Source organism: Streptomyces changchenzhani (genome assembly GCF_039766235.1).
Classification (GTDB): domain Bacteria; phylum Actinomycetota; class Actinomycetes; order Streptomycetales; family Streptomycetaceae; genus Streptomyces.
In genome coordinates this window covers 75,361-101,787 of the sequence record NZ_JBDHNH010000012.1, presented here as the reverse complement: position 1 = coordinate 101,787, position 26,427 = coordinate 75,361, and the positions used below count along the sequence as shown (strand labels likewise).

Genomic DNA, 26,427 nt, shown 5'->3' with positions numbered 1-26,427 from the left:
CTACTCGCGGCCCGCGGACGTGAAGGACATGTCCGCGTACCGGCCGCCGGCGACCTGGCCCGCGATCGGGTCGAGCAGCGCCAGTTCGTCGGCGGTGAGCGTCAGCCGGGTCGCGGCGGCGTTCTCCTCCACCCGGGTGCGCTTGCGCGTGCCGGGGATCGGTACGACGGCGAGGCCGTGCAGTTGGGCCTGCTGCTGGACCCAGGCCAGCGCGATCTGCCCGAGGGTCGCGTCGCGCGCCTCGGCGAGCTTGCGTACGGGGGCGAGCAGCTCGGCGTTCGCGGTGGCGTTGTCGCCGGTGAAGCGGGGCTGCTGGCGGCGGAAGTCGTCCGCGCTCAGGTCCTTGTCGGCGCTGACGAACGCGCCGGTGAGGAAGCCACGGCCGAGCGGTGAGTACGGCACGAGCGCGACGCCGAGCTCGGCGGCGGTGGGTACCACCCCAGCCTCGATGTCCCGGCTGAACAGCGACCACTCCGACTGGACGGCCGCGATCGGGTGCACGGCCTGCGCGGCGCGCAGCTCGCCGCCGGTGACCTCGCTGAGGCCGAGGTGCTTGACCTTGCCCTCGCGGACCAGCTCGGCCATCACGCCGACGGTGTCTTCGATGGGGATGTTCACATCGCGCCGGTGCATGTAGTAGAGGTCGATCTCGTCCACGCCGAGGCGCTGGAGGCTGCCTTCGATGCACTCGCGGATGTAGGCGGCGTCGTTACGGATGATCCGCTTCGTGGGGTCGTTCGGGTCCATCGCCAGGGCGAACTTGGTGGCGATGACGATCTCGTCGCGGTGCGCCTTCACGAACGGCGCGAGGAACTTCTCGTTCTCGCCGGCGGCGTACGCGTCCGCCGTGTCGTAGAAGGTGACACCGAGGTCCAGAGCGCGCTCCAGAGTGGCCCGCGCCTCGTCGGCGTCCGTGGGTCCGTACGCGAAACTCATGCCCATGCAGCCGAGGCCCTGCACGCCGACCTGCGGTCCGTGGGTTCCGAGCTGTACTTTTTCGATCTTGCTCTCACTCATGGGTGGTCAGACCCTCTCCGACGCCCGCCGGGCGTCCGCGTAATAGTCGATCTTGTAGTCGAGTACTGCGAGCGTGTCCTGAAGCTCGGATATGCGCACGCGCACAGCCCTGCGTGTCGCCTCCAAGAGCTCGTGGCGCGCCGCCATGGTGTGCTCGCCCTCCCGCACCATCTCGGCGTACCGCACCATGTCCGCGACGGACATTCCGGTCAGTCGCAGCTTCCCGACGAGGTCCAGCCATTTCAGGTCGCCGTTGTTGAACCGGCGCTGGCCGGTGTGCGAGCGGTCCACGTGCGACAGCAGGCCGATCCGCTCGTACCAGCGCAGGGTGTGGGCCGTGAGGCCGGTGTACGCCGCAACCTCGCTGATCGTGTAGTGGTCCTGGCCTTCGGGGCGCGGGAGCGCCCGGGGTTCCGCGTCGCAGGCGACGGCGGTCGCTGGGGCGGTCTCCATCACGGTCATGACCACCACGCTAAGACCTTGGAGTGCACTCGAAGCAAGCAAAACCTGGGGAAATTTGGTGGTGGGGCGGTTAGCCTCCGCCGCATGAGCCTCGTACGACGCGCGACCGCCGATGATGCCGACGAAGTGATCCGACTGCGTCAGGTCATGATCGACTCCGTCTTCACCAGTGGTACGTCCACGGACTGGCACCCCGAGTCGGTGGTGACGGTGCGGGAGAAGCTCGCGGACCCGGCAGGGGACTTCGCGGCCTTCGTGATCGACCACCCCGACCGGCCCGGCACCCTGGCCGCCCTGGTCGTCGGCACGATCGAATACCGCATCGGCCGCGCGGGCAACCCGCACGGCACCAACGGGTATGTCTTCAGCGTCGCGACCGACCCGGACCAGCGTCGCTGCGGCCATGCCCGTGCGTGCATGGCGGCGCTGCTCGACTGGTTCCGGGAGCGCGGCGCGGCGAGCGTCGACCTCAACGCGTCCGCGGAGGCCGAGCCGCTCTACGCCTCGCTCGGCTTCGTCAGGAAGCCCGACCCCTCGATGCGGCTGAACCTCTAGAGCCTTTACGCTCGTACGCATGGACAGCGTGCGGATGATCGAGAACTGGCCGGTACCCACCGCGGCGACCGCCGTCGTACGCGCGGACGGCACCATCGCCGGAGCGCACGGGCCCACCGCGCACCGCTTCCCGCTCGCCTCCGTCACCAAGCCGCTCGCCGCGTACGCCGCACTCGTCGCGTACGAGGAAGGCGCCGTCGAGCTCGACGAGCCGGCCGGACCCGAGGGCGCCACGATCCGGCACCTGCTGGCCCACACCAGCGGCCTTGCCTTCGACGAGCACCGGGTGATGGCGCCGCCCGGCGAGCGCAGGCTCTACTCCAACGCGGGCTTCGAGGTCCTCGGTGACCACATCGCGAAGGCCACCGACATCCCGTTCGCCGAGTATCTGCGCCAGGCCGTGCTCGAACCGCTCGGCATGAGCGGCACCTCGCTGGACGGCTCCCCCGCCAAGGACGGCGTCTCGACCGTCGACGACCTGGCGCGCTTCGCCGCCGAGTTGCAGGCGCCCCGCCTGCTCGACGTCCGTACGGTCGCCGAGGCGACGGCGGTCGTCCACCCCGGCCTCAAGGGCGTACTCCCCGGCTACGGCCACCAGAACCCGAACGACTGGGGCCTGGGCTTCGAGATCCGCGACTCCAAGTCCCCGCACTGGACGGGCAGTTCGTCCTCGCCGCGCACCTTCGGGCACTTCGGCCAGTCCGGTACGTTCCTGTGGGTCGACCCGGACGCGGGCGCGGCCTGCGTCGCCCTGAGCGACCGCGCCTTCGGCCCGTGGGCCGCCGAGGCGTGGCCGCCCTTCACGGACGCGGTGCTCGCGGAGCTCGCCTCCGGGCGCTGAGAAGCGCCGCTTCACTCCCGCTTGAGTCGAGTCTCGAACCACACCGTCTTGCCACCGCCGTCCGGGCGCAGTTCCACGCCCCAGTCGTCTACGACGGCGGCCACCAGGAGCAGCCCCCGCCCGCCCTCGGCCAGCTCCCCCTCGACGGCGGGGCGAGGCAGTTGCGGACTGTCGTCCTCAACCTCGACCCGCACGCCACCGTGCTGGAGCAGGATGAGTGTCCGGCAATGGCGGCCGGGGACATGCCGTACGACATTCGCGATCAGCTCGGTCAGCGCCAGCTCGGCCGCGTCGGCCACATCGAGCAGCTCCCAGCCCGCGAGGTACAGCCGCAGGATGCGGCGCAGATGCCCTGCCGAGTGCTCGCTCACGGCGAAGTCGGCGCGATAGCCCGCCTCAACATCCACCGGATGAGGGTCGGTTGTGTGATTCATGCCACCAGCGTGCGATGGAATGGTTACTCTCGGCTACGTACCGAAACGAACACCGCGAGGTGTTGGAGCCCGGAGGTGCCCACCGTGGCCAACGTCCACTCACTCGACCCCAGCGCTTCCCCGTTGGACTACTACGGCTGGGAACTCCGCCGCCTGAGAGAGGCCTGCGGCCTCAAGCAGGGCCAGCTCGGCGACATCATCTTCTGTACGGGGTCCCTGATCGGCCAGATCGAGACCACGAAGAAGGTCCCCACCCGCGAATTCTCCGAGCGGGCGGACGTGGCTCTGGGCACGGACGGCATGCTCTCGCGTCTGATCGGCCTGGTGTTGCGCAGCCAACTGCCGACCTGGTTCCAGCCGTACGCGGAGATGGAGGCCAAGGCCGCGTACATCTCCACGTACCAGGCACAGCTGGTGTACGGGCTGCTGCAGACGGAGGAGTACGCACGGGCGGTGCTGGCGACCGGAACGCCGGACGACCTCGACAGCCTGGTCGCGGCGAGGATGGAGCGCCAGCGCATCCTGGAGCGGGAACGCCCGCCGCTGGCCTGGGCGATTCTGGACGAGGCCGCGCTGTATCGGCCGATCGGCGGTCATCAGGTCATGCGGAACCAACTCGCCCACTTGTTGGGGTTCGCCAAACAGCGTTGGATGCGTGTCCAGGTGCTGCCCTTCGCGGCGGGTGAACACGCCAGTCTGGCCGGGTCGTTCAACCTTCTGCGTTTCGACGACGACCCCGACGTTGTCTACACGGAAGACGTCATCTCGGGTCACATGACGGCCAACCCCGACACCATCCGGGAAGCCGCGCTCCGTTACGCTCACTTGCAGGCCGCCGCACTCTCCGTGGAGGATTCGGCGGCACTGATCACCCGCGTGATGGAGGAGCGTTATGGCAATCGGTCCCGACCTGACAAACGTGCGGTGGCGTAAGTCCAGCTACAGCGGAAACACCGGCGGCGACTGCGTCGAGGTGGCCGACGGCTGCCCCGGCGCCGTCCCGGTCCGCGACAGCAAGAACCCCACCGGACCCGTCCTGCTCCTGACCCCGGCCGCCTGGCACACATTCGTGGACGGGCTCCGGTAGACCGGCTAGCCAAGTTCCCACAGCAGTAGCTCGGCCGCGTCCGCAGCGATGAGTTCCAGGTCCTTCTCGCCCGTGACGCGCAGCGAGTCACCGGGGCCCAACTCCTCCCCGCCGCACTGCACTTGCCCGCGTACGACATGGACGTACACCCGTTCCGCGTCCGGCAGTGCCGTGCGTTCGTCCGGGGTCAGGCGGCGTACGTGCAGCATCGCGCCGGCCGCCGGGACGGCGTACGGGGTGGAGTCGGCGATGCCGTGCACGATCTCGTACGACGGCTCTCCGCCCGGCTCCACCGGCGCCAGCCACATCTGGACGAAGCGCAGCGGCGCGGCGCCGTCGTTGCGCTCCACGTGGCGCACTCCGGCGCCCGCGCTGAGCCGCTGCACATCGCCGGGGCGTACGACCGTGGCGTGGCCCGCCGAGTCGCGGTGAGTCAGCTCGCCCTCGACCACCCAGGTGACGATCTCGGTGTGGCTGTGGGGGTGCTCGTCGAAGCCCGCGCCGGGGTCGAGCAGCTCCTCGTTGCAGGCCAGCAGCGGGCCGAAGCGGAGGTTGTCGGGGTCGTAGAAGCGCCCGAAGGACAGGGCATGGAGGGACTCGATGCCCGAGGAAGGTTCGCCGCCGCGGAAGCGGTCGGCCGAGCGCCGTACGGAAATCACGAAGCCCACGGTAGCCCCGGCCCGTCGCGGAGCCGTCCCGATAAGGCAGTCTTGTCGCGTGCCCCGATCCGATGCTGAGCAGTCCGCCTCGAACGCCGCCCATCTGCATGCCGTGACCCTGCGACGGCTGGAGAAGTCCGCCGGCCGGCTCTCGGCGAACGCGATCGCCCGCATGGACGAGTCCCTGCCCTGGTACCGGGCCATGCCACCGGAGAACCGGTCCTGGATCGGCCTGGTCGCCCAGGCCGGTATCGCCGCGTTCACCGAGTGGTTCCGGCACCCGGAGGCCCCGCAGGCCATCTCCACCGATGTCTTCGGCACCGCGCCGCGCGAACTGACCCGGGCGATCACCCTGCGCCAGACCGTCGAGATGGTGCGCACCACCATCGAGGTCATGGAGACGGCGATCGACGACATCGCCGCCCCCGGCGACCAGGGCGTGCTGCGCGAGGCCCTGCTGGTGTACGCCCGGGAGATCGCCTTCGCGACCGCCCAGGTGTACGCGCAGGCCGCCGAGGCCCGTGGGGCCTGGGACGCCCGCCTTGAATCCCTCGTGGTCAACGCCGTGCTGTCCGGCGAGGCCGACGAGGGCGCCGTGTCCCGGGCCGCCGCCCTCGGCTGGAGCTCCCCCGAGCATGTCTGTGTCGTGCTCGGGACCGCCCCCGACGGCGACAGTGAGCTCACCGTCGAGGCGATCCGGCGGGCCGCCCGGCACGCCAAGCTCCAGGTGCTGACCGGGGTCCTCGGCAACCGTCTGGTCGTCATCGCGGGCGGCAGCGACAATCCGCTCCAGGTCGCGAAGGCCCTGATCGGGCCGTACGCCGCCGGGCCCGTGGTCGCCGGGCCCATCGTGCCGACCCTGCTCGCCGCCACCCGGTCCGCGCAGGCCGCCGCCGCCGGACTCAAGGCGTGCCTGGCGTGGCAGGACGCCCCTCGGCCGGTCCTCGCGGACGATCTGCTGCCGGAGCGGGCCATCGCGTCGGACCCGGCCGCCAGGGATCAGTTGGTGGAGGAGATCTACAGACCGCTGGAGGAGGCGGGCTCGGCGCTCCTGGAGACACTGAGTGTCTATCTGGAGCAGGCGAGCAGCCTCGAAGGCGCGGCCCGGATGCTCTTTGTGCACCCCAATACCGTGCGCTACCGGCTCCGACGTGTGACGGACGTCACCGGCTGGTCACCCTCCGATGTCCGTTCCGCGTTCACCTTGCGCATCGCTCTGATCCTGGGACGTCTGGCCGCCGGGGTTCCGCAGTCCTAGACTTTTGTGGGACATCAACAATTCCCCCGACGGTTCTTCGTCCCTGTCCCCACGGGCACAGGAGGCCGTCCACAAGAGAGAGTGTGAGGGTGCTCGTACTCGTCGCTCCCGGCCAAGGCGCTCAGACGCCCGGCTTCCTGACTCCCTGGCTCGACCTCCCCGGCGCTGCCGACCGGCTCGCCGGCTGGTCCGACGCCATCGGGCTCGACCTTGTCCACTTCGGCACCCGGGCCGACGCGGACGCGATCCGCGACACCGCGGTCGCCCAGCCCCTGCTGGTCGCCGCCGGTCTGCTGACCGCCGCCGCGCTGGATTCGCGCGCCGCCGTGTCCGTGGTCGCCGGTCACAGCGTCGGTGAGATCACCGCCGCCGCGTACGCCGGTGTGCTCACCGAAGAGGCCGCGCTCAGTTTTGTACGCACCCGTGGTCTGGGCATGGCCCAGGCCGCCGCGGTCACCGAGACCGGCATGGCCGCGCTTCTCGGCGGTGACGCCGAGACCGTCTTCGCGCACCTGGACAAGCTGGGTCTGACCCCGGCGAATGTGAACGGCGCCGGCCAGATCGTGGCCGCCGGCACGGCGGAGCAGCTCGCCGCGCTCGCCGAGGACAAGCCCGAGGGCGTACGCCGCGTCGTACCGCTCAAAGTCGCCGGGGCCTTCCACACGCGGCACATGGCTCCCGCGGTCGCCGAGCTCGACAAGTCCGCACAGGACCTCGTGGTCTCCGACCCGAGCGTGACCTATGTCTCGAACGCCGACGGCAAGACCGTCGCCACCGGCTCCGAGGTCGTCGCACGCCTGGTCAGCCAGGTGTCCAACCCGGTCCGCTGGGATCTGTGCATGGAGACCTTCAACGAGCTGGGCGCCACCACGCTCATCGAGCTCTGCCCGGGCGGCACGCTGACCGGCCTCGCCAAGCGCGCCATGCCCGGTGTGAAGACCGTCGCTCTGAAGACCCCCGACGACCTCGACGCGGCTCGGGCGCTCATCGCCGAGCACGCGGCGCGATAGGAGCCCGAGAGAGCATGTCGAAGATCAAGCCCAGCAAGGGCGCCCCGTACGCGCGCATCATGGGCGTGGGCGGCTACCGTCCGACCCGTGTGGTGCCCAACGAGGTGATCCTCGAGACGATCGACTCGTCCGACGAGTGGATCCGCTCCCGCTCCGGTATCGCGACCCGCCACTGGGCCTCCGACGAGGAGACCGTGGCCATGATGTCCATCGAGGCCGCGGGCAAGGCGATCGCCGACGCCGGGATCACCCCCGAGCAGGTGGGCGGCGTCATCGTCTCCACCGTCTCGCACTTCAAGCAGACCCCGGCCGTCGCGACCGAAATCGCGTTCAAGATCGGCGCGATCAAGCCCGCCGCCTTCGATATTTCCGCCGGATGCGCCGGCTTCGGCTACGGTCTGACCCTCGCCAAGGGAATGATCGTCGAAGGCAGTGCCGAGTACGTTCTCGTCATCGGCGTGGAGCGGCTCTCGGACCTGACCGACCTGGAGGACCGCGCGACGGCCTTCCTGTTCGGTGACGGCGCGGGCGCCGTCGTCGTCGGCCCCGCCACGGAACCGGCCATGGGCCCGACCGTGTGGGGCTCCGAGGGCGACAAGTCCGACACCATCAAGCAGACCGTGCCGTGGTCGGACTACCGCAACGGTGGTGTGGTCGCGAAGTTCCCGGCCATCACGCAGGAGGGCCAGGCGGTTTTCCGCTGGGCCGTCTTCGAGATGGCGAAGGTCGCCCAGCAGGCACTGGACGCGGCCGGGATCAGTGCGGACGACCTGGACGTCTTCATTCCGCACCAGGCAAATATGCGGATCATCGATTCGATGGTGAAGACTCTGAAACTGCCGGAGCATGTCACGGTCGCCCGTGACATCGAAACCACCGGCAACACCTCGGCAGCCTCGATTCCGCTCGCGATGGAGCGGCTTCTGGCGACCGGGCAGGCGAAGAGCGGTGACACCGCTCTCGTCATTGGCTTCGGGGCGGGTCTCGTCTACGCCGCGACGGTCGTTACCCTCCCCTAGGCACGTCCGGAACATCCGGGCTTGCCGCCACCACACCCCTGTGTTCAACACCGAAGGAGCGCCAACATGGCCGCCACTCAGGAAGAGATCGTCGTCGGTCTCGCCGAGATCGTCAACGAGATCGCCGGGATCCCCACCGAGGACGTCCAGCTGGACAAGTCCTTCACCGACGACCTGGACGTCGACTCGCTGTCCATGGTCGAGGTTGTCGTCGCCGCCGAAGAGCGTTTCGACGTCAAGATCCCCGACGAGGACGTCAAGAACCTCAAGACGGTCGGCGACGCTGCCGGCTACATCCTGAAGAACCAGGCCTGACCAGGCCGTTCGTGTGTCGCCACCCGGTGGTGGCGCCGTAAAAAATTCAGCACCCTCGACACGTGGAGAAAGAATTCCTGTGAGCCCGACCAATCGCACCGTGGTCGTCACCGGTATCGGCGCAACTACACCGCTGGGTGGCGACGCCGCATCGACCTGGGAAGGTCTGATGGCGGGACGCTCCGGCATCAAGCCCCTCGTGGGCGAGCGCTTCGCCGAACTGCCCGTCCGGATCGCGGCCCTCGCGGCCGTCGATCCGTCCGAGGTGCTGCCCCGGCCGCTGGCCCGCAAGCTGGACCGCTCGGCGCAGTTCGCGCTGGTCGCGGCCCGTGAGGCGTGGGCCGACGCCGGTTTCATCGGCAAGGCGGGTGACGACGAGAAGATCCGCCCCGAGCGGCTCGGCTCGGTCATCGCCTCCGGTATCGGCGGCGTGATCACCCTGCTCGACCAGTACGACGTACTCAAGGAAAAGGGTGTACGTCGCGTCTCGCCGCACACCGTGCCGATGCTCATGCCGAACGGTCCTGCCGCCAACGTCGGCCTGGAGGTGAACGCCCAGGCGGGCGTGCACACCCCGGTCAGCGCGTGCGCGTCCGGTGCCGAAGCCATTGGTTACGCCGTCGAGATGATCCGCACCGGCCGCGCCGATGTGGTCGTCGCCGGTGGCACGGAAGCGGCGATCCATCCGCTGCCGATCGCGGCGTTCGCCAACATGATGGCGATGTCCAAGAACAACGACAACCCGCAGAAGGCTTCGCGCCCGTACGACAAGGCTCGGGACGGCTTCGTCCTGGGCGAGGGCGCGGGCGTCGTCATCCTGGAGTCCGCCGAGCATGCGGCGGCGCGGGGTGTGCGGGTGTACTGCGAGGTGCTGGGCCAGGGGCTGTCCGCGGACAGCCACCACATCGCCCAGCCCGAGCCGAGCGGGCGCGGGATCGCTGCGGCGATGCAGAACTTGCTCGACAACACCGACCTCAAGCCGTCCGAGATCGTGCACCTCAACGCGCACGCGACGTCGACGCCGCAGGGTGACATCGCCGAGATCAAGGCGCTGCGCCGGGTGCTGGGCGACGACCTCGACCACGTCGCGGTCTCCGGTACGAAGTCGATGACCGGGCACCTGCTGGGTGGCGCCGGCGGCATCGAGACCGTCGCGACGGTGCTGGCACTGCGGCACCGGATGGCTCCGCCGACCATCAATCTCGACGACCTCGACGAGGACATCGACGCGGACATCGTGCGGGCCGATCCCCGTCCGCTGCCCGAGGGGTCGATCTCCGCGATCAACAACTCGTTCGGGTTCGGTGGGCACAACGTGGTGCTTGCGTTGCGGTCCGTCTGACCCTGCTGATCGGCTGAGGCCCGTTTCCCCCTGCGGGGGAGGCGGGCCTCGCCTTTTTCGGCCAAGTCGCCGGGTGCGGAGCGGGGCTCACACCACCTGGTGCAGCCAGCGGACCGGGGCGCCCTCTCCCGCGTAGCGGAAAGGTTCCAGCTCGTCGTCCCACGGCTTGCCGAGGAGTTTGGTGATCTCCGCCTCCAGGTCCGTCTCGCCCCGCACCGATCTCGCCAGTGCGGCCCGCAGCCGGTCCTCGGGGATCAGGATGTCGCCGTGCATTCCGGTGACGGCGTGGAAGATGCCCAGCTCGGGCGTGGCGCTGTAGCGCTCGCCCTCCGCCGTGGAGCAGGGCTCCGCCGTCACCTCGAAGCGCAGCAGGTGCCAGCCGCGCAGCGCTGAGGCGAGTTGGGAGGCGGTGCCGGGCCGGGCCTGCCAGGAGAATTCGGCTCGCCAGGTGCCGGGCGAGGCCGGTTGCCTGATCCAGTCGAGACTGACTCGCACACCGAGTACGCCCGCCACTGCCCATTCGACATGCGGGCACAGCGCGCGCGGCGCGGAGTGAACGTACAGAACGCCACGTGTCGTCACCGGGACCTCCAGTGTGGGACGAGGTTCGCCTTGCCCAGCGGCCTCGCGTCCGTACCGGTCGCGGTGAGGACAGCACCAGACATTCTGCCCCACAGGCCACAGCCGGGCCGGCTCCCGAGGTTGCCAACAGTAAACAGCATCGGGAGCGAATCTCCTGAAAAGAGACAGTATGTGACGTGTTGTAATTTACCGGAACCGCGATAGCCATGATGCCGCTGGTTCGACGGGGAAAAGCTATCGTGCGGCGGCGTCCGGTGGGTGACGTACTGTCGGTCCGAAGAGCCGGAAGCGCGAATGCGCGCACCCATACGGGACGCGAAGGGGATCAGGGATGCGGGGACAACGCCGGAGCCGTCGGTCGCGCGCCGTGACCGCCGCGGCTGTGGTGGTGGTCGCCGTACTCGTCCCGCTCGGCGCCCTCGCGGGCTGTGACGCGGACGACGGGCCCGCCGCCAACGGATCGTCCGCCGAGCGCCGCCCCTCCCCCAAGCCCACCCCGCTCTGGGACACCAGCCCCGCGTCCATCGCCGCGGTCGGCGACTCGATCACCCGCGGCTTCGACGCCTGCACGGTGCTCGAGGACTGCCCCGAGGTGTCCTGGGCGACCGGCAGCGACGCCAAGGTGCGCAGCCTCGCCTCACGGCTGCTCGGCGCCCGCAACGGCGCACAGAGCGGCACCGCGCGCAGCTGGAACCACGCGAAGTCCGGCGCCCGCATCGCCGAGCTGCCCGCGCAGATGACGCGGGCGGTGGCCACCAAGCCGGAGCTGGTGACCGTCATGGTGGGCGCGAACGACGCCTGCCGCGACACTGTCTCGCACATGACATCGGTGGCTGACTTCCGGACATCCTTCGAGGCATCGATGAAGAATCTGCGCGGCGGGCTGCCCAAGACGCAGGTGTACGTGTCGAGCGTGCCGGATCTCAAGCGCCTGTGGTCCGAGGGGCGGGCCAATCCGCTGGGCAAGCAGGTCTGGAAGCTGGGGATCTGCCAGTCGATGCTGGTCGACCCCGACGTCATGGACGCCGCCGCGGTGCAGCGGCGCGACACCGTGCAGGACCGGGTCGTCGCGTACAACAAGGTACTCAAGGACGTGTGCGCGAAGGATCAGCGCTGCCGGTACGACGGTGGCGCGGTCTTCGACTTCCGCTTCACGGGCGACCAGTTGAGCCAGTGGGACTGGTTCCATCCCAGCAGGAACGGGCAGCAGCGGCTGGCCGAGATCGCCTACCGCAACATCACGGCGAAAGAGCCACCCGCGTAGCCTTTCCGATCACGACGTCGGAACTCTCATGACGTCGGCACTCTCACTACTGCGGAACTTTTCGGCACGCTCGACGACGGCACGGCCATACGCCGGAGACCTTCCGCGGGGTGGCCGGCCGGGAGCGGTGTCAGGTCCGCTCCCGGCCGCCCGCGCTATCGGGAGGCCATCCGTCAGGCCTGGATGTCCAGCGTCGCGGTCAGGCGGCGGTCGGTGAGTGAGTGGCAGGCCCTGACCTCGTACGTACCCGGGACGAAGGACCAGGCGTCGGCCTGCGCGTCCCAGATCTCGAAGGCGCGGCCCGCCAGCGGGATCTCGACCTCGACGGCTTCGCCGGGCCCGGCCTCGACGCTCGCGAAGCCGGCCAGCCAGCGGGCCGGGCGCTCCACGGGGTCGGCGGTGGGGGCCAGGTAGATCTGGACGACCTCGCGGCCCGTGCGCGAACCGGTGTTGCGTACGCAGACCTTGGCCTCCGTTGGCGTGGCCTCCAGGGACTCGTACTCCCAGGTGGTGTAGCCCAGGCCGTGGCCGAAGGGGTACGCCGGGGCGACGCCCGCCCGGTCCCAGGCGCGGTAGCCGATGAACACGCCCTCGGCGTAGTGGAGTTCACCGTTGGTGGGGGTGACTTCGGTGACCGGTGCGTCCGCGAGGGAGGCCGGCCAGGTGGTGGGCAGCCGGCCGCCGGGCTCCTCGGCGCCGAGGAGGACGTCGGCGAGCGCCGCGCCGCCCTCCTGGCCGGGGAACCAGCTGAGCAGCACCGCGGCGACATCCTCGCGCCACGGCATCTCCACCGGGGAGCCGGAGTTGACGATCACCACGGTGTTGGGGTTGACAGCGGCCACGGCGCGCACCAGGTCGTCCTGGCGGCCCGGGAGGCTCAGGTCCGTACGGTCGAAACCCTCGGATTCGACGCGCTCGGTGGTGGCGACCACGACGACGGCGGTGTCGGCGTCGCGGGCTGCTTCGACGGCCTCGGCGATGAGTTCGTCGGGGTCGCGCAGGGGCGTGCTGTGGACGAAGGAGAACATGATGGCGGAGAGCGGCCCGGCGGCGTCCGGGTTGACGGTGTGCGCGAGGGAGACCTCGACCGGTTCGCCCGCGGCGAGTTGGACACGGCCGCGCTCGGCCGGGGAGCCGAAGAACGCCTCGAAGGGGTCGGCCTCGTCGCCCATCTCCTGGACGCCTTCGTAGAGCACCTCGTCGCCGACGGTCAGGGTGAAGGCGCCGAGTCCGCGGGTCCCGAAGGTGTGCTCGCCGCTGTCGCGGGGGGTGAAGGTGCCCTTGACCTCGACGCTGTGCAGCGTCCCGTGCGTGACGCCGTCGGGCAGGTCGTCGCCGATCCACTGGATCTGGCCGCTGGGCAGGCCGCGGGTGCCGATGACCGTGCCGCTCGCGTCGCGGCAGACGGCTTGCAGCTCGAAGCCCTTTTCGGCGGGGGCCAGTTCGTCGCTCGGGTCGGCCCCGACCGTGTAGCTGAGGACGCCGTCGGGCAGGGCCGCGGTGAGACCGTCGAGCGGGGCGACGACGCGCTCGGGGAAGACGGTGGCGGAGCCGCCGCCGAGGACGCGGGCGTCGCGGGCCGGGCCGCCGATGAGGGCGACCTTGCGGACCCGGGAGGCGTCGATCGGCAGAACGGGGGCGCCGTCGCGCGGCTCGTTGCGTACGAGGACGAAGGCGCGGCGGGCGACTTCCCGGGCCAGGGCCTGGCCGTCGACGGATGCCGGCAGCTCCCCGACCACGGGCGTGGCGCCATCGAGGATGCCGACGCGGGCGGCGAGCCGCAGCACATTGCGTACGGCGTCGTCGACGACGGACTCGTCGACCTCGCCCGCGCGGACAGCTCCGGCGAGGGCGTCGCCGTAGACGGTCTGCGGTCCCGGCATGGCGACGTCGAGGCCGCCGAGGATGTCGCCGGTGGTGGAGCGGGCGGCCATCCAGTCGGAGACGATGTAGCCGTCGAAGCCCCACTCGGCGCGCAGGACCTTGTTCTGGAGGTGGCTGTGCTCGGTCATCGTGACGCCGTTGACCTGGTTGTACGCCGCCATGATGCCCCAGGGGCGGGCGTTTTTGACGATGGCTTCGAAGGGGGCCAGATACAGCTCGCGCAGTGGGCGCGAGGTGATGATGTTGTCGACGGTGAAGCGGTCGGTCTCGGCGTCGTTGGCGACGAAGTGCTTGACCGTGGTGCCCACGCCACCGTCCTGGACGCCCTGGACGTATCCGGTGCCTATCGCCCCGGTGAGGTACGGATCCTCGGAGTAGCACTCGAAGTGGCGGCCCCCGAGCGGCGAGCGGTGCAGATTCACGGTCGGGGCGAGGAGGACGTGCACGCTCTTGCGGCGGGCCTCCTGGGCGAGGAGCCGGCCGGCGCGGCGGGCCAGGTCCTGGTCCCAGGTCGCGGCGAGCGCGGTGGGTGAGGGCAGTGCGACGGACGGGTCGTCGGCGGTCCAGCGGACGCCCCGGACGCCGATCGGGCCGTCGGACATGACCAGGGACTTCAGGCCGATCTCGGGGAGCGCGGGCAGGGACCACATGTCCTGACCGGCGAGCAGCCGGGCCTTGGTGTCGAGGTCGAGCTTGCCGAGCGCGACCTCGACCACCTCGTTACGGGCCCGGTCGGCCGGGGACTGCCGCGCTTCCGGCGCTTCGGGCGCCGTTCCGTGGGTTTCGGGGGTTTCGGGAGTTTCGGGGGTGGTGGATACGCCTGCCACGGCGGTACCTCCTCGTTGAAGTCCAACTGGCCCCCTCATCGTCACTCGTATACCTGTAGAGCGGTAGGGTTCGTAATGTATTCGTTACTCCGAGGGGTGGTGCGCCGGGTAGTGGCGTAGCGTCCAGCCAGGAAGCACCAAGGGAAGGACCGGCACGATGGCCAGGGCCAGAAGCGAGGAGCGACGGGCGGAGATTCTCCGTGCGGCCCTCGACGTGATCGCCGAACGCGGCTACCGGGGCGCCTCGCTCAACGCGGTCGCCGAGCGCGTCGGCCTCACCCAGCAGGGGCTCCTGCACTACTTCCCCACCAAGGAGACGCTGCTCGTCGCCGTGCTCGAAGAGCGCGACCAGTGGGACACCGGCGCCACCGGCCGGAGCACCGCAGCCTGGCGGATCGACCTGCTCGACTCGCTCGTGGAGTACAACGCGATGCGTCCCGGCATCGTGCAGACCTTCTCCGCGCTCCTCGGCGAGAGCGTGACCGACGAGCATCCGGCGCGGGACTTCTTCACCCAGCGGTACGCGCAGGTCCGCGCGGGCATGGCCGGCGCCCTGCACACCGAGTACGGCGAGCGGCTGCCGGGCGGGCTCACGCCCGAGCAGGCGGCCCCGCTGCTTGTCGCGGTGATGGACGGGCTCCAGTACCAGTGGCTGCTCGACCCCCGGTCGGTGGACATGCCGGCCGCCTTCCGCGACTTCCTCGGGCTGCTGCGACGCGGGCCTGCGTCCGCAGGAACTGCCGAAGCCAGCGATGCTGCCGAAGCTGCCGAGGATCTCTGACAAAACTCTGAAAACCTTCTAAACCGTACGCCACTTGGCCCCCGGGGGCCCGCCCTGTAGCGCGGGCTCCCGCCGGAACGCGATAATTCCGCCACCCCCGACGGAAGGATTCCCGTGTCCCGGATTCGTGCCCGGCTGGACGCGATCGGCGTCATAGTCCTCGCCTCTGCCACTCTCACCCTCGGGACACCCCCCGCGGTGGCAGCCGACTCGGCCACCGCCCCGGCAGCCGCCCCGCCGACCGTCGAGGAACGGCGGCTGGAGAAGGCCGTTCCGCAGGAGATCCTGCGCCGCAGCGGATTCGACTCCGTGGCGCCGGAGTTCGCGCGGGCACTGCGCGGGGCGCGGTCGTACGGCGCGGCCGAGCGGGCCGTCGTACGACACGGGTCGCGGCTGTGGCAGCGCGCGGTGGACCGGGCACAGGGGCGGGGCCCGGCCGGCGGGGATCTCAGCCGAGACGACGACCGGCCGCTGTACTGGGCGCGGCTGGGGATGACGAGCGAACTGCGGAAGTGGCAGGCGTCGTTCGGGCTGCCGGACGAGTCGCGGGGGCGGCTGCTCGGCCGCCTGGAGCGTGCCTCACGGGGGCAGGACGCGATCCACTTCCCCGGTGCGAAGGCCGCGAAGGGTGCGAAGGGCGGGATGAAGCGGGTGCTCGTCACCGGCTTCGACCCGTTCACGCTGGACCGGGACATCCGGATCAGCAATCCCTCGGGGGCGACCGCGCTCGCGCTGGACGGCACGGTCGTACGTACGGCCGCGGGCCCCGCCCGGATCGAGACGGCCGTCTTCCCCGTCCGCTGGGACGACTTCGCGGACGGCATGGTCGAGCGGGCACTGCGACCGCATCTGCCCGAGGTCGATCTGTTCACGACCGTCAGCCAGGGCCGGGTGGGGCGCATCGACGTGGAGCGCCACAACGGCGCGTGGCGCGGGGGCTTCGGGGACAACGTGAACATCTCGCGCACCGGGATCGCGCCGGTGGAGGACCCCGCGTCGCAGCCGCAGTGGACGGCCACGACGCTCCCGTACCGGGAGATCGTGGCCGCCGACACCGGCCGCTTCCCGGTGTACGACAACACCTCGGTGACCGAGATTCCGGCGGGCGCGACTTCGCCGGTGGTGCGGCCGGACGGGCCGACGGCGGGGTCCGCCGCGCGGGCCGGTGGCGGCGGGGACTATCTGTCCAACGAGATCGCCTACCGGGCCACGCTGCTGCGGGACCGGCTGGGGCTCGACGGGCTGCCCGGGGGGCATGTGCATACGCCGGTGCTGGAGTTCGGGGCGGGGAACACGACTGAGGTCACCGACCCCGTGTTTGTGCGGAATCGGCTGGACATTGTGGCGCAGATACGGGCGATTGTGCGGGTCGCGGTGCGGTAGGCGGGGCCGCTGCGCGGGGCTTGGGCCGCTGCGCGGGGCTTGTTCCCCCCACCCGCCCCGCAGCAGCCGCGGTTACGCGGTAGGCGGTGACAGCGGCGTCGCGGCGTCGCCGCTGCCGTCTGCCGACGGCTCGTCCAGGAGGTCCCGGGCCATCAGCGTCGCGCCCGCGACCGCGCCCGGCATCAGGAAGACCGCGACCAGCGGGACCAGGAAGGCGAGCGTCAGCGGAACGCCGAAGCCGAGGGTCAGCAGGCGGCGGCCGCGCAGCAGGGTGCGGCGTTGCTTCAGCTCGATGCCGCGGCGCTGGAGCGCCACCGCAGTCAGCTCCCCGGCGAGGAAGAAGCCGGAGACGCAGAAGCCGATCACCGGGACGACGGTCTGGCCGATGACGGGGATGAAACCACAGGCGAAGAGCAGGACGGCGTAAAGGAGTACGCGCGCCAGCACCCGCACGCTGTCACGCGCGGAGATCCACAGCTCGCGCATCAGCGGCAGGCCGGACTCCGGCGCGGTGCCGTCCGGGGACTCGGAGCGGTCGACGCGCTCGGAGAGGTTCTCGTAGAACGGCTGGCCCACCAGCAGCGTCACCGCGGTGAAGGTGATCACCGCGAGGAACAGTGCGAGGGCGAAGAGCAGTGCCGTGAGCGCGCCGCGGAAGAGGCCCAGCCAGGGGGAGTCCCAGTCGTCGGCGAAGGGCGTGGCCCAGGCCGTGAGGTTGTCGGCGCCGTAGATCAGCCCGATCAGCGCGCCGACGTACAGCACAAAGGTGACGAGACCGGGCAACAGCCCGAGACCGTACGCCCTGCCGTGCCGGCCTACCCACCGCTGGCCCTTCATCAAGTAGCCGAAGCCCACCCCTAGATCACGCATGGGGGCAGCCTAGTCGGGCGGCATGTGGGCACACTGCCCGCCCCGGCCGCGTGCCGTCCACGCCCGCCGTCCACCCCCGCCGCCCACAGCTCGTATCGCATTCAACATCCGCCGTACCGGCCCCCGTCACACCCGATTCATCCCGTCCGTCGAGCGTCTGCCGCAGCGCACGCGTACTCGCGTCACGCGACAACAGCATCGGCGAGGAGTCGGTATGGCCACGGCGGCCCCTCGGTCGCCCCATCGGGCGTGGTCCGTGGCGGGTGGGCGGGTTCCCTCATGCCCTCGTGCGCCTGGTCCGGCCTGGGCGGTCCGATGCCCTGCACGATCGCTCTGGTCGTGTAGGGGCGGTGCCGTCCGACGCCGGATCGGGTGTCCGAGGGCGCGTCGCCCGATCGCGATACCGGCGGCATCATGACGGGACATTCTGCGGCTGGGGGTGGTCAGAGGTTTCTGCCAGTGCTGCCCACCCCACATCGAGGTATAGGCCGGATCGACCGCGACGATCGCCAGGCCCTGTTCGGCAGCCATGGAGACCAGCCGGGCCTTGAGGCTGCCGGTCGGGATCCCGGAGATCAGCTGCCGGAAGCGTTTCCTGCGGCCGTGCTTCTCCCTCGTCTTCTCGGCCTCGAAGTCGAGGTCCTCGACGCCGATCGCTGCCACACCGGTCTGCTTGGCCCAGTTGATGAGGCGGGTCAGGGCGTGGCGGATCTGGGCATCGCGGTGGGTGGTGGTGCCGGACAGGTCGTAGGCGAAGCGGTGCGGGTCCCCAACCGGGTTGCCGTGCGGGTCCAGGTGGTAGGGCGCTTGAGACGGTCCCGGACCGCCACTCCCAAAGGGCCGGGCGCCACGAACGACGCCGCCAACTCCCGCACAACACCCCCACATGACCCCCAGATGCCTGCGCACCTGCCACCCAGCACAACGAGCAACCACCACCAAGGTCACCCATTCGACCTCAGAACTTCCGTTCCGATCCCGCAGACCCCACCACCGGCCCCACCCCCGAGCACGACTACGCACGCGCCTCTCGGCGCTCACCGCGGTCGTCCCGCCCGGACCTTCCCCCTGGCCGGGCGGCCGCGGCGTCGTATTCCCCGGCTCCGGGCACCTGCACGGCACCCTGACCGTGGCGGAGCTGCTTGCCCGTACCGCCGTCGACCGTGTGGTGCAGCTCGGCGACCCGGCGGGTCCGGCGCCCGGGGCCCTGCTTGACACCCGCGGCCATGTGCGGCCGGAGTGGCGCGACGGTCTGTTCGTACTGGCTGTCATGCCCGCGGCCGGTGGGCTGCTCGTGCCCTTCGAGGCGCCGGACCCGACGCCCTGCTGCGCCGGTCACTGAGGCGGGCGCGGACAGCGGCTCTGCGCCAACCATTGACACTTCCCCCGGCTCGTTATTAACGTCACGCCAGCATTTCGAACGTGTGACGAAATATCGAACAGCTCAGGGGGCAACAGCCTTGCGCATTACGGGAATCAGCACGCACGTCGTCGGGACGCCCTGGCGCAACCTCACCTACGTGCAGGTTCATACCGACTCCGGGCTGACCGGAGTCGGTGAGACCCGCATGCTCGGCCACACCGACGCACTCCTCGGCTACCTCCGTGAGGCAGAGGCGAACCATATCGCGGGGTCGGACCCGTTCGCCGTCGAGGATCTCGTACGCCGTATGAAGTACGGCGACTTCGGCCGTGCGGGTGAGATCGTCATGTCCGGCATCGCGGTCGTCGAGATGGCCTGCTGGGACATCAAGGGCAAGGCGCTGGGGGTGCCGGTCTGGCAGCTGCTCGGCGGGAAGGTCACCGACCGGGTCAAGGCGTACGCGAACGGCTGGTACACCACCGAGCGGACCCCGGAGGCCTATCACAAGGCCGCGCAGGCGGTGGTCGAGCGCGGCTACCGGGCCCTGAAGATCGATCCCTTCGGCACCGGGCACCTGGAGCTGGACCACGCCGATTCGCTGTACGCGGTCTCGCTCATCGAGGCGGTGCGCGACGCGATCGGCCCGGAGACCGAGCTGATGCTGGAGATGCACGGCCGGTTCAGCCCGTCGACGGCCGTGCGCCTCGCCCGCGAGATGGCGCCGTTCAAGCCCGCGTGGCTGGAGGAGCCCGTACCGCCGGAGAACCTCAAGGCGCTGGCGAAGGTCGCGGAGAAGGTCGAGCTGCCGATCGCCACCGGTGAGCGCATCCACGACCGGATCGAGTTCCGTGAGCTGTTCGAGTCGCAGGCCGCGGACATCATCCAGCCGGACCTGGGTCACATCGGCGGCATCCTGGAGGCCCGCAAGCTCGCCGCGACCGCCGAGACGCACTACATGATGGTCGCCCCGCACAATGTCGGCGGCCCGGTCCTGACCGCCGCTTCGCTCCAACTCGCGGGCTGCACACCGAACTTCAAGATCCTGGAGCATTTCAACGACTTCGCGGACGCCGAGATCAAGAAGGTGGTCAAGGGCGCACCGCAGGTCGTGGACGGCTACTTCGAGCTGTCGCACGCACCCGGTCTCGGCGTCGAGCTGGATGTGGACGCGGCGGCCGAATTCCCGCAGCAGCAGGCCAGGTTCGACCTGTGGTCCGACGGCTGGGAGCAGAGGAAGCCCAAGTGACCACTGATGCAAGCCCGGTGAGCCGGGCAATAATCGTCGAACGGCCCGGCGCGCACCGCCTGGTCACCGGTGAGCTGCCGGTGCCGTCCCCCGGCGAGGTGCGGGTGCGGGTCGCCGCCGCCGGGATCTGTATGAGTGACCGCGAGGTGTACGACGGCCACCGCGACCCGGGTTACGTCCGCTACCCGGTTGTCCCCGGCCACGAGTGGTCCGGGACCGTCGACGCGGTGGGCGAGGGCGTCGACGCGGCGCTGCTCGGCCGCAGGACGGTCGCCGAGGGGTTCCGGGCGTGCGGGACCTGCGAGCGGTGCCGGTGCGGGGAGACCTCGCTGTGCACCACCGGGTACGACGAGACGGGCTTCACCCGGCCCGGCGCCTTCGCGGACCATCTGCTGGTCCCGGCCCGGCTGCTGCACCCGCTGCCCGACGGCTCCGACCTGCGCGCCGCCGCCCTCCTTGAGCCGGCCGCGGTGGTGGCCGCCGCGGTCCGCACCGGCCGGGCCGAGCCGGGCGAGCGGGTCGCGGTGGTGGGCGCCGGGACGCTGGGGCTGCTCGCGGTGCAGCTGCTGGCCGCGGGGTCGCCCGGGGAGCTGGCGGTGGTGGACCCGAGGGCCGGACGCGCCCGGCAGGCCCTGGACTTCGGGGCGAGCGTGGTGTGCGACCCCGAGGAGGCGAAGGCGCTGCGCGGCCGTTACGACCTGGTTGTGGAGACCGCCGGCGCACCGACCACCGCCGCCGAATCGTGTCTGCTTGCGCGGCGCGGTGGCCGGGTGGTGCTGACCGGGATGTTCACGCCGGGGGCCATCGGCATCGACCCGGTGCATCTGTCGCTGAGCCAGCTGACGGTGAGCAGCGTCTTCGGGGCGCCTTCGGCCGCGTGGTCCTTCGCCGTACGGGCCTTCGCGTCCGGGCTGCTCGATCCGGCGCCGCTGATCACCCATGAGTTCCCGCTGGAGCGATTCGCCGACGCGCTGGCGCTGGTGGGCGGCGGCGGGCCGGAGACCGGGAAGGTGCTGCTGCGGCCGTGAGTCGTACGCGCCCGACCGAGTGTTACCCACCGAGCCCTTACCCGCGATGCGCTGCCCACCGAGCCCTACCCACTGAACCGAACCGCGTCCGAAATATCGAGCGAAGTGAACATGTCGAAGACGAGGGACCCCCACGTGAACCAGACCCCGGACCCCCGCCCCCGCCTCCATCCCCGCCGCCCCGGCGAGCAGGCGCTCGCGGCGCTCGGCCTCGCCGCGCCCGCCGTCGACCCCGCCGACGCGTCCCCGCACACCTTCCCCGACGGGGGCACCTGGCGCACCGAAGTCCCGTCCTGCGAGGGCCCGGAGGCGCTGGCCGTCGTACTCAAGGAGAGCTCGCGGCTTGACGTGCCGATCCACCGCATCAGCCAGGGCAGCGGCATCTGGATGCTCTCCGACGACGAGATCACCGAGATGGCCGACGCCTGCGCGGCCGGCGGCATCGAGCTGTGCCTGTTCACCGGGCCGCGCGGCACCTGGGACACCGGCGGCTCCACCCGCACCTCGTCGGGCGGCGCGGGACTGCGCGCCCGGGGGCACGACGCGCTGGCGGGCTGCGTCGAGGACGCCGTACGCGCGACGGAGCTGGGGGTGAAGTGCCTGCTCGTCGCCGACGAGGGCGTGCTGTGGTCGCTGCACCGGCTGCGCGCGCTCGGTGTGCTGCCAACCGACACCACCTTCAAGGTGTCCGCGCTGATCGGGCCGGTCAATCCGGCGGCGTACGCCGTCCATGAGCGGCTCGGCGCCGACTCCGTGAATATCCCGTCCGACCTCACCCTCGCCCACCTCACCGAGATCCGGCGGGTCTCCCGGGCCCCCATGGACCTCTACATCGAGGCGCCGGACGACCTCGGCGGCTATGTGCGGATGTACGAGACGGCCGAGCTGATCCGCCGGGGCGCCCCGATCTACCTCAAGTTCGGGCTGTCCCGGGCGCCCGGCATCTACCCGTACGGCGCCCATCTGCGCGACCTCAGCCTCGACACCGCCCGCGAGCGCGTCCGGCGCGGCCGGCTCGCACTCGACCTCCTGGCCAGGCACGGCGCGGACGGCGGAATGTCGCCGCTCGGCTCACGGCTGCCCGGACCGCTCACCCGTTTCCCCACCGACAAGGACTGATCGCCATGCGCAGCACCCGCACAGTCGCCCTCACCATCGCCACCGCCGTCGCCGTCGCCCTGACCCTCACCGCCTGTGGGCAGAGCGGTGAGGGCGGCAGCAAGGAGGAGAAGAAGGGAGGCGAGGGCTCCACCGTGGGCATCGCGATGCCCACCAAGTCCTCCGAGCGCTGGATAGCCGACGGCAACAACATGGTGGCCCAGTTCAAGAAGCTGGGCTACAAGACGGACCTCCAGTACGGCGAGGACGACGTCGACCAGCAGGTGTCCCAGGTCGAGAACATGATCACCAAGGGCGTGGATGTGCTGGTCGTCGCGTCCATCGACGGCCGTGCGCTGAGCGACGTACTGCGCCAGGCCGGGGAGCAGGGCATCAAGGTCATCGCGTACGACCGGCTGATCCTCGGCAGCCCGGACGTCGACTACTACGCCTCCTTCGACAATGAGAAGGTCGGCGAGCTCCAGGCCGGCTACATCGTCGACAAACTGGGCCTGAAGGACGGCAAGGAGGAAGGCCCGTTCAACGTAGAGCTGTTCGCCGGGTCGCCGGACGACAACAACACCGGGTACTTCTTCGAAGGCGCGTGGAAGACCCTCAAGCCGTACATCGACAAGAAGCAGATCGTCGTCCGCAGCAAACAGACGAAACTGGACCAGGTCACCACGCTGCGCTGGGACGGCGGCACCGCGCAGAAGCGCATGGACGACCTGCTGACCAGCGCGTACTCCTCGGAGCAGGTGGATGCGGTGCTGTCGCCGTACGACGGCATCTCGATCGGTGTGCTGTCCGCGCTCAAGTCGGACGGCTACGGCACGAAGGCGAAGCCGTACCCGGTGGTGACCGGGCAGGACGCGGAGGTCGCGTCCGTGAAGTCGATCATCGCGGGGCAGCAGACGCAGACCGTCTACAAGGACACCCGGGCGCTGGCCAAGCAGGCCGTACAGATGGCCGACGCCGTACTGAACGACAGGAAGCCCGAGGTCAACGACACGAAGACGTACGACAACGAGAAGAAGGTCGTGCCGTCCTTCCTGCTCGACCCGGTCAGTGTGGACAAGTCCAACTACCGTTCGATGCTGGTCGATTCGGGTTACATCAAGGCGAGCGACCTGTGAGTGCCCAGGAACCGGCCACTGAGCATGGGATCCGGCGGCCCGTCCTTGAGATGCGGTCGATCGTCAAGACCTTCCCCGGCGTCAAGGCCCTCTCCGATGTGTCCCTGACCGTCGCCGAGGGCGAGGTCCACGCGATCTGCGGGGAGAACGGCGCGGGCAAGTCGACCCTGATGAAGGTCCTCAGCGGTGTGCATCCGCACGGCAGTTACGAGGGGGACATCCTCTTCCGGGGCGAGCCGTGTGCGTTCAAGGACATCCGGGCCAGCGAGGCACGCGGCATTGTGATCATCCATCAGGAGCTGGCCCTGGTGCCGTACTTGTCCATCGCCGAGAACATCTTCCTCGGCAACGAGCACGCCCGCCACGGCATCATCAGCTGGAACGAGACCCTGCGGCACGCCTCGGCGCTGCTCAAGCGGGTCGGCCTGAACGAGCACCCGCAGACCAGGGTCGCCGACATCGGGGTGGGGAAGCAGCAGCTCGTCGAGATCGCGAAGGCGCTCTCCAAGGAGGTGAGCCTGCTCATCCTCGACGAGCCGACCGCCGCACTCAACGACGAAGACTCGGCTCAACTCCTGCGCCTGATAGCTGAGTTGAAGAGTCAGGGCATGACCTCGATCATCATCTCGCACAAGCTGGGCGAGATCGCCGAGGCGGCCGACTCGGTCACGATCATCCGGGACGGCCGCACCATCGAGACCCTCAATGTGGCGGATGGCTCGACCACCGAGGACCGCATCATCCGGGGCATGGTCGGCCGCGACCTCGACCACCGCTTCCCCGAACGCACCCCCTACGAGGGCGAGCCGGGCGCGCACCCCGCACTCGAAATCCGCGACTGGACCGTGCACCACCCCATCGACCAGCAGCGCAAGGTCGTCGACAACGTGTCCATCGAGGTGCGGCGCGGCGAGATCGTCGGCCTGGCCGGGCTGATGGGCGCGGGCCGCACCGAGCTGGCGATGAGCGTCTTCGGGCGCTCGTACGGGAAGAACATCAGCGGCCGGGTCCACAAGGACGGCAAGGAGATCCGCACCCGAAGCGTCCCGGAGGCCGTGGGGCACGGCATCGCGTACGTCACCGAGGACCGCAAGCAGTACGGCCTCAACCTCATCGACACCATCGGCCGCAACATCTCCCTGAGCGCCCTGCCCAAGGTGGCGCGGCGCGGTGTCGTCGACGAGCACGAGGAGACGCGGGTCGCCGAGTCGTTCCGCCGGAGCATGAACATCAAGGCGCCGACCGTCTTCGAGCAGGTCGGCAGGCTCTCCGGCGGCAACCAGCAGAAGGTCGTCCTCAGCAAGTGGATCTTCGCGGGGCCCGAGGTGCTGATCCTCGACGAGCCGACGCGCGGCATCGACGTCGGCGCGAAGTACGAGATCTACACCGTCATCGACAAGCTCGCCGCCGAAGGCAAGGCAGTCGTCTTCATCTCCTCCGAGCTGCCCGAGCTGCTCGGCATGTGCGACCGCATCTACACGATGTCCGCCGGCCGGCTCACCGGCGAGATCGCCCGCGCGGACGCCACCCAAGAGGTGCTGATGCGCCACATGACCAGCGACAAGAGGTAACGCAGATGCCCCCGGTCACCACCACCGACAACCCGAACAGCGCCCCACCCGCCACGAAGGCCGCGCCCACGGCCGGCGCGGTTCTGCTGGAGTCCGCCCGCCGCAACATGCGCCAGTACGGCATGCTCATCGCGCTCGCGCTGATCGTCGTCCTGTTCGAGATATGGACCGACGGCGTCCTGCTGAAGCCGAACAACGTCACCAACCTCGTCCTGCAGAACAGCTACATCCTGGTCCTCGGCATCGGCATGATGATCGTCATCATCGCGGGCCACATCGACCTGTCGGTCGGCTCGCTCGCCGCGTTCGTCTCCGCCGCCTGCGCGGTGATGATGGTCCAGCACGATGTGCCGTGGGTCCTGGCCCTGGTCCTCGCCCTGGTCATCGGCGCGGTCGCGGGCGCCTGGCAGGGCTTCTGGATCGCGTACGTCGGCATCCCGTCGTTCATCGTGACGCTGGCAGGCATGCTGCTCTTCCGCGGCGGTACGCAGATCCTCCTCGGCAGCCGCTCGCTGGGCCCCTTCCCCGAGGGCTTCCAGAAGATCTCCACCGGCTACCTCCCGGAGATCGGCCCGGCCTCCAACTACCACAATCTGACGCTGCTGTTGGGACTCGCGCTGCTCGCCTTCGCACTGCTCCAGGAGGTCCGCGACCGCCGCAGACAGAAGAGTTACGACCTCGACGTCCTGCCGCGCAATCTGTTCCTCGCCAAGTGCGCGGCACTGGCGGCCGCGGTCCTCGCGTTCACCTTCACCCTGGCCAGCTACCGCGGGGTGCCCGTCGTGCTGCTGCTGCTCGCGGCGCTGCTCATCGGCTTCGGCTTTGTCATGCGCAACGCGATCGTGGGCCGCCATGTGTACGCGCTGGGCGGCAACCAGGCTGCGGCGAAGCTGTCGGGCGTCAAGGACAAGCGCGTCACCTTCCTGGTCTTCGTGAACATGGGCGTGCTCGCCGCGCTCGCCGGGATCGTCTACGCCGCCCGGCTCAACGCGGGCGTACCGCAGGCCGGCATGAACTTCGAACTGGAGGCCATCGCTGCGGCGTTCATCGGCGGCGCCTCGATGAGCGGCGGCGTCGGCACGGTCTTCGGCGCGGTCATCGGCGGACTGGTCCTGGGGGTGCTCAACAACGGTATGTCGCTGGTGGGCATCGGTACCGACTACCAGCAGGTGATCAAGGGGCTCGTGCTGCTGGCGGCGGTCGGCTTCGACGTCTACAACAAACGGAAGGTCGGTTCCTGACGAGGCCCGCGAGCACCGGCCGGACACACCCGTATGACCCATGCGTCACAGCACCCTCTTGCCGTGACCGGATCGAACCGGTAGACCCTGCGTACTGATCGCCGTACTGATCGCCGTACGGATCGCCGTACAGAGCGCGTACAGATCGCCGTAT

26 protein-coding genes and 1 pseudogene are annotated in these 26,427 nt (G+C 69.9%); 19 read left to right on the top strand and 8 right to left on the bottom strand.

Features of this window, described 5'->3' with window-relative positions:
- Together ABCR94_RS32140 and ABCR94_RS32135 are read right to left on the bottom strand one after the other, a co-directional pair.
- Positions 1-1,017: an aldo/keto reductase gene (locus ABCR94_RS32140; RefSeq protein ID WP_347124230.1), complete on the bottom strand. Its 1,017-nt coding sequence runs from the start codon at positions 1,015-1,017 to the stop codon at positions 1-3.
- 6 nt (positions 1,018-1,023) lie between these two features.
- Entirely contained in the window at positions 1,024-1,479 is a 456-nt protein-coding gene (locus ABCR94_RS32135) for a MerR family transcriptional regulator (protein WP_347124228.1), read from the bottom strand.
- Between the two features lie 84 nt (positions 1,480-1,563).
- On the opposite strand from ABCR94_RS32135, the gene ABCR94_RS32130 reads away from it, so the two are divergent.
- Together ABCR94_RS32130 and ABCR94_RS32125 are read left to right on the top strand one after the other, a co-directional pair.
- Positions 1,564-2,034, top strand: a complete 471-nt coding sequence (locus ABCR94_RS32130) for a GNAT family N-acetyltransferase (protein WP_347124226.1) — start codon at positions 1,564-1,566, stop codon at positions 2,032-2,034.
- A 19-nt stretch (positions 2,035-2,053) separates the two neighbouring features.
- Entirely contained in the window at positions 2,054-2,875 is an 822-nt protein-coding gene (locus ABCR94_RS32125) for a serine hydrolase domain-containing protein (RefSeq protein WP_347124224.1), read from the top strand.
- A gap of 11 nt (positions 2,876-2,886) precedes the next feature.
- On the opposite strand, the gene ABCR94_RS32120 is transcribed toward ABCR94_RS32125, so the two are convergent.
- Positions 2,887-3,309, bottom strand: coding sequence for an ATP-binding protein (locus ABCR94_RS32120; RefSeq protein WP_347124223.1), 423 nt, complete (start codon positions 3,307-3,309; stop codon positions 2,887-2,889).
- An 84-nt stretch (positions 3,310-3,393) separates the two neighbouring features.
- Between ABCR94_RS32120 and ABCR94_RS32115 the strand changes: the two genes are divergently transcribed.
- Positions 3,394-4,242 carry a helix-turn-helix domain-containing protein gene (locus tag ABCR94_RS32115; protein WP_347124221.1) on the top strand — a complete coding sequence of 283 codons (849 nt, stop codon included), beginning with the start codon at positions 3,394-3,396 and terminating at the stop codon, positions 4,240-4,242.
- A complete protein-coding gene (locus tag ABCR94_RS32110) occupies positions 4,202-4,396 on the top strand; it encodes a DUF397 domain-containing protein (protein WP_347124220.1) in 195 nt (64 codons plus the stop codon). The genes ABCR94_RS32115 and ABCR94_RS32110 overlap by 41 nt, the downstream gene beginning before the upstream one ends.
- A 5-nt stretch (positions 4,397-4,401) precedes the next feature.
- Here ABCR94_RS32110 and ABCR94_RS32105 read toward each other — a convergent pair whose 3' ends face one another.
- Positions 4,402-5,055, bottom strand: coding sequence for a pirin family protein (locus ABCR94_RS32105; RefSeq protein WP_347124219.1), 654 nt, complete (start codon positions 5,053-5,055; stop codon positions 4,402-4,404).
- 58 nt (positions 5,056-5,113) lie between these two features.
- Between ABCR94_RS32105 and ABCR94_RS32100 the strand changes: the two genes are divergently transcribed.
- From ABCR94_RS32100 to fabF, 5 genes are all read left to right on the top strand, one after another.
- Positions 5,114-6,313: a PucR family transcriptional regulator gene (locus tag ABCR94_RS32100; protein ID WP_347124217.1), complete on the top strand. Its 1,200-nt coding sequence runs from the start codon at positions 5,114-5,116 to the stop codon at positions 6,311-6,313.
- Between the two features lie 89 nt (positions 6,314-6,402).
- The gene (locus tag ABCR94_RS32095; RefSeq protein WP_347124215.1) at positions 6,403-7,323 is read left to right on the top strand and encodes an ACP S-malonyltransferase; all 921 of its coding nucleotides are present in this window, start codon (positions 6,403-6,405) and stop codon (positions 7,321-7,323) included.
- Positions 7,324-7,337: 14 nt separating this feature from the next.
- Positions 7,338-8,342 carry a ketoacyl-ACP synthase III gene (locus ABCR94_RS32090; protein ID WP_347124213.1) on the top strand — a complete coding sequence of 335 codons (1,005 nt, stop codon included), beginning with the start codon at positions 7,338-7,340 and terminating at the stop codon, positions 8,340-8,342.
- Positions 8,343-8,408: 66 nt separating this feature from the next.
- Positions 8,409-8,657, top strand: coding sequence for an acyl carrier protein (locus ABCR94_RS32085; RefSeq protein WP_283518432.1), 249 nt, complete (start codon positions 8,409-8,411; stop codon positions 8,655-8,657).
- 79 nt (positions 8,658-8,736) lie between these two features.
- Entirely contained in the window at positions 8,737-9,999 is a 1,263-nt protein-coding gene (gene fabF / locus ABCR94_RS32080; RefSeq protein ID WP_347124211.1) for a beta-ketoacyl-ACP synthase II, read from the top strand.
- A gap of 87 nt (positions 10,000-10,086) precedes the next feature.
- On the opposite strand, the gene ABCR94_RS32075 is transcribed toward fabF, so the two are convergent.
- Positions 10,087-10,581: a DUF3145 domain-containing protein gene (locus ABCR94_RS32075; RefSeq protein WP_347124210.1), complete on the bottom strand. Its 495-nt coding sequence runs from the start codon at positions 10,579-10,581 to the stop codon at positions 10,087-10,089.
- 331 nt (positions 10,582-10,912) lie between these two features.
- Here ABCR94_RS32075 and ABCR94_RS32070 point away from each other — a divergent pair, with 331 nt between their 5' ends.
- Entirely contained in the window at positions 10,913-11,845 is a 933-nt protein-coding gene (locus ABCR94_RS32070; RefSeq protein ID WP_347124208.1) for an SGNH/GDSL hydrolase family protein, read from the top strand.
- 173 nt (positions 11,846-12,018) lie between these two features.
- On the opposite strand, the gene ABCR94_RS32065 is transcribed toward ABCR94_RS32070, so the two are convergent.
- Positions 12,019-14,445, bottom strand: a complete 2,427-nt coding sequence (locus tag ABCR94_RS32065) for a beta-glucosidase family protein (protein WP_521978347.1) — start codon at positions 14,443-14,445, stop codon at positions 12,019-12,021.
- A gap of 268 nt (positions 14,446-14,713) precedes the next feature.
- Between ABCR94_RS32065 and ABCR94_RS32060 the strand changes: the two genes are divergently transcribed.
- Both ABCR94_RS32060 and ABCR94_RS32055 read left to right on the top strand, forming a co-directional pair.
- Complete coding sequence (locus ABCR94_RS32060) at positions 14,714-15,337, top strand: TetR/AcrR family transcriptional regulator (RefSeq protein WP_347124204.1); 624 nt, start codon at positions 14,714-14,716, stop codon at positions 15,335-15,337.
- A 114-nt stretch (positions 15,338-15,451) separates the two neighbouring features.
- Complete coding sequence (locus ABCR94_RS32055) at positions 15,452-16,720, top strand: pyroglutamyl-peptidase I (RefSeq protein ID WP_347124203.1); 1,269 nt, start codon at positions 15,452-15,454, stop codon at positions 16,718-16,720.
- A 72-nt stretch (positions 16,721-16,792) separates the two neighbouring features.
- Here the strand turns inward: ABCR94_RS32055 and ABCR94_RS32050 are convergent, their stop codons facing one another.
- Positions 16,793-17,590: an EI24 domain-containing protein gene (locus ABCR94_RS32050; protein WP_347124202.1), complete on the bottom strand. Its 798-nt coding sequence runs from the start codon at positions 17,588-17,590 to the stop codon at positions 16,793-16,795.
- Positions 17,591-17,716: 126 nt separating this feature from the next.
- Positions 17,717-18,397 (bottom strand): annotated as a pseudogene (locus ABCR94_RS32045) (transposase family protein); the annotation flags it as partial.
- A gap of 322 nt (positions 18,398-18,719) precedes the next feature.
- Between ABCR94_RS32045 and ABCR94_RS32040 the strand changes: the two are divergent.
- The 7 genes from ABCR94_RS32040 to mmsB all read left to right on the top strand — a co-directional run bounded on the left by ABCR94_RS32040 (position 18,720) and on the right by mmsB (position 26,273).
- On the top strand, positions 18,720-18,932 hold the full coding sequence (locus ABCR94_RS32040; RefSeq protein WP_347124200.1) for a hypothetical protein: 213 nt from the start codon (positions 18,720-18,722) through the stop codon (positions 18,930-18,932).
- Between the two features lie 118 nt (positions 18,933-19,050).
- Complete coding sequence (locus ABCR94_RS32035) at positions 19,051-20,199, top strand: mandelate racemase/muconate lactonizing enzyme family protein (RefSeq protein WP_347124199.1); 1,149 nt, start codon at positions 19,051-19,053, stop codon at positions 20,197-20,199.
- Positions 20,200-20,216: 17 nt separating this feature from the next.
- Positions 20,217-21,227: a zinc-dependent alcohol dehydrogenase gene (locus tag ABCR94_RS32030; protein ID WP_347124359.1), complete on the top strand. Its 1,011-nt coding sequence runs from the start codon at positions 20,217-20,219 to the stop codon at positions 21,225-21,227.
- 135 nt (positions 21,228-21,362) lie between these two features.
- The gene (locus ABCR94_RS32025) at positions 21,363-22,346 is read left to right on the top strand and encodes a hypothetical protein (RefSeq protein WP_347124197.1); all 984 of its coding nucleotides are present in this window, start codon (positions 21,363-21,365) and stop codon (positions 22,344-22,346) included.
- Positions 22,347-22,351: 5 nt separating this feature from the next.
- Positions 22,352-23,461: a multiple monosaccharide ABC transporter substrate-binding protein gene (chvE, locus tag ABCR94_RS32020; protein WP_347124196.1), complete on the top strand. Its 1,110-nt coding sequence runs from the start codon at positions 22,352-22,354 to the stop codon at positions 23,459-23,461.
- Positions 23,462-23,490: 29 nt separating this feature from the next.
- Positions 23,491-25,032 (top strand): multiple monosaccharide ABC transporter ATP-binding protein, encoded by a 1,542-nt coding sequence (gene mmsA / locus ABCR94_RS32015; protein WP_347124357.1) that lies wholly within the window; start codon positions 23,491-23,493, stop codon positions 25,030-25,032.
- Between the two features lie 5 nt (positions 25,033-25,037).
- Positions 25,038-26,273 carry a multiple monosaccharide ABC transporter permease gene (gene mmsB / locus ABCR94_RS32010; protein ID WP_347124194.1) on the top strand — a complete coding sequence of 412 codons (1,236 nt, stop codon included), beginning with the start codon at positions 25,038-25,040 and terminating at the stop codon, positions 26,271-26,273.
- Positions 26,274-26,427 lie beyond the last annotated feature (154 nt).

What these genes read in the sequence shown, in the direction of transcription:
- ABCR94_RS32140 (WP_347124230.1), bottom strand. Translation starts at nt 1,017, where the DNA reads ATGAGTGAGAGCAAGATCGAAAAAGTACAGCTCGGAACCCACGGACCG.
- ABCR94_RS32135 (WP_347124228.1), bottom strand. Translation starts at nt 1,479, where the DNA reads ATGACCGTGATGGAGACCGCCCCAGCGACCGCCGTCGCCTGCGACGCG.
- ABCR94_RS32130 (WP_347124226.1), top strand. Translation starts at nt 1,564, where the DNA reads ATGAGCCTCGTACGACGCGCGACCGCCGATGATGCCGACGAAGTGATC.
- ABCR94_RS32125 (WP_347124224.1), top strand. Translation starts at nt 2,054, where the DNA reads ATGGACAGCGTGCGGATGATCGAGAACTGGCCGGTACCCACCGCGGCG.
- ABCR94_RS32120 (WP_347124223.1), bottom strand. Translation starts at nt 3,309, where the DNA reads ATGAATCACACAACCGACCCTCATCCGGTGGATGTTGAGGCGGGCTAT.
- ABCR94_RS32110 (WP_347124220.1), top strand. Translation starts at nt 4,202, where the DNA reads ATGGCAATCGGTCCCGACCTGACAAACGTGCGGTGGCGTAAGTCCAGC.
- ABCR94_RS32090 (WP_347124213.1), top strand. Translation starts at nt 7,338, where the DNA reads ATGTCGAAGATCAAGCCCAGCAAGGGCGCCCCGTACGCGCGCATCATG.
- ABCR94_RS32085 (WP_283518432.1), top strand. Translation starts at nt 8,409, where the DNA reads ATGGCCGCCACTCAGGAAGAGATCGTCGTCGGTCTCGCCGAGATCGTC.
- ABCR94_RS32070 (WP_347124208.1), top strand. Translation starts at nt 10,913, where the DNA reads ATGCGGGGACAACGCCGGAGCCGTCGGTCGCGCGCCGTGACCGCCGCG.
- ABCR94_RS32060 (WP_347124204.1), top strand. Translation starts at nt 14,714, where the DNA reads ATGGCCAGGGCCAGAAGCGAGGAGCGACGGGCGGAGATTCTCCGTGCG.
- ABCR94_RS32050 (WP_347124202.1), bottom strand. Translation starts at nt 17,590, where the DNA reads ATGCGTGATCTAGGGGTGGGCTTCGGCTACTTGATGAAGGGCCAGCGG.
- chvE (WP_347124196.1), top strand. Translation starts at nt 22,352, where the DNA reads ATGCGCAGCACCCGCACAGTCGCCCTCACCATCGCCACCGCCGTCGCC.
- mmsB (WP_347124194.1), top strand. Translation starts at nt 25,038, where the DNA reads ATGCCCCCGGTCACCACCACCGACAACCCGAACAGCGCCCCACCCGCC.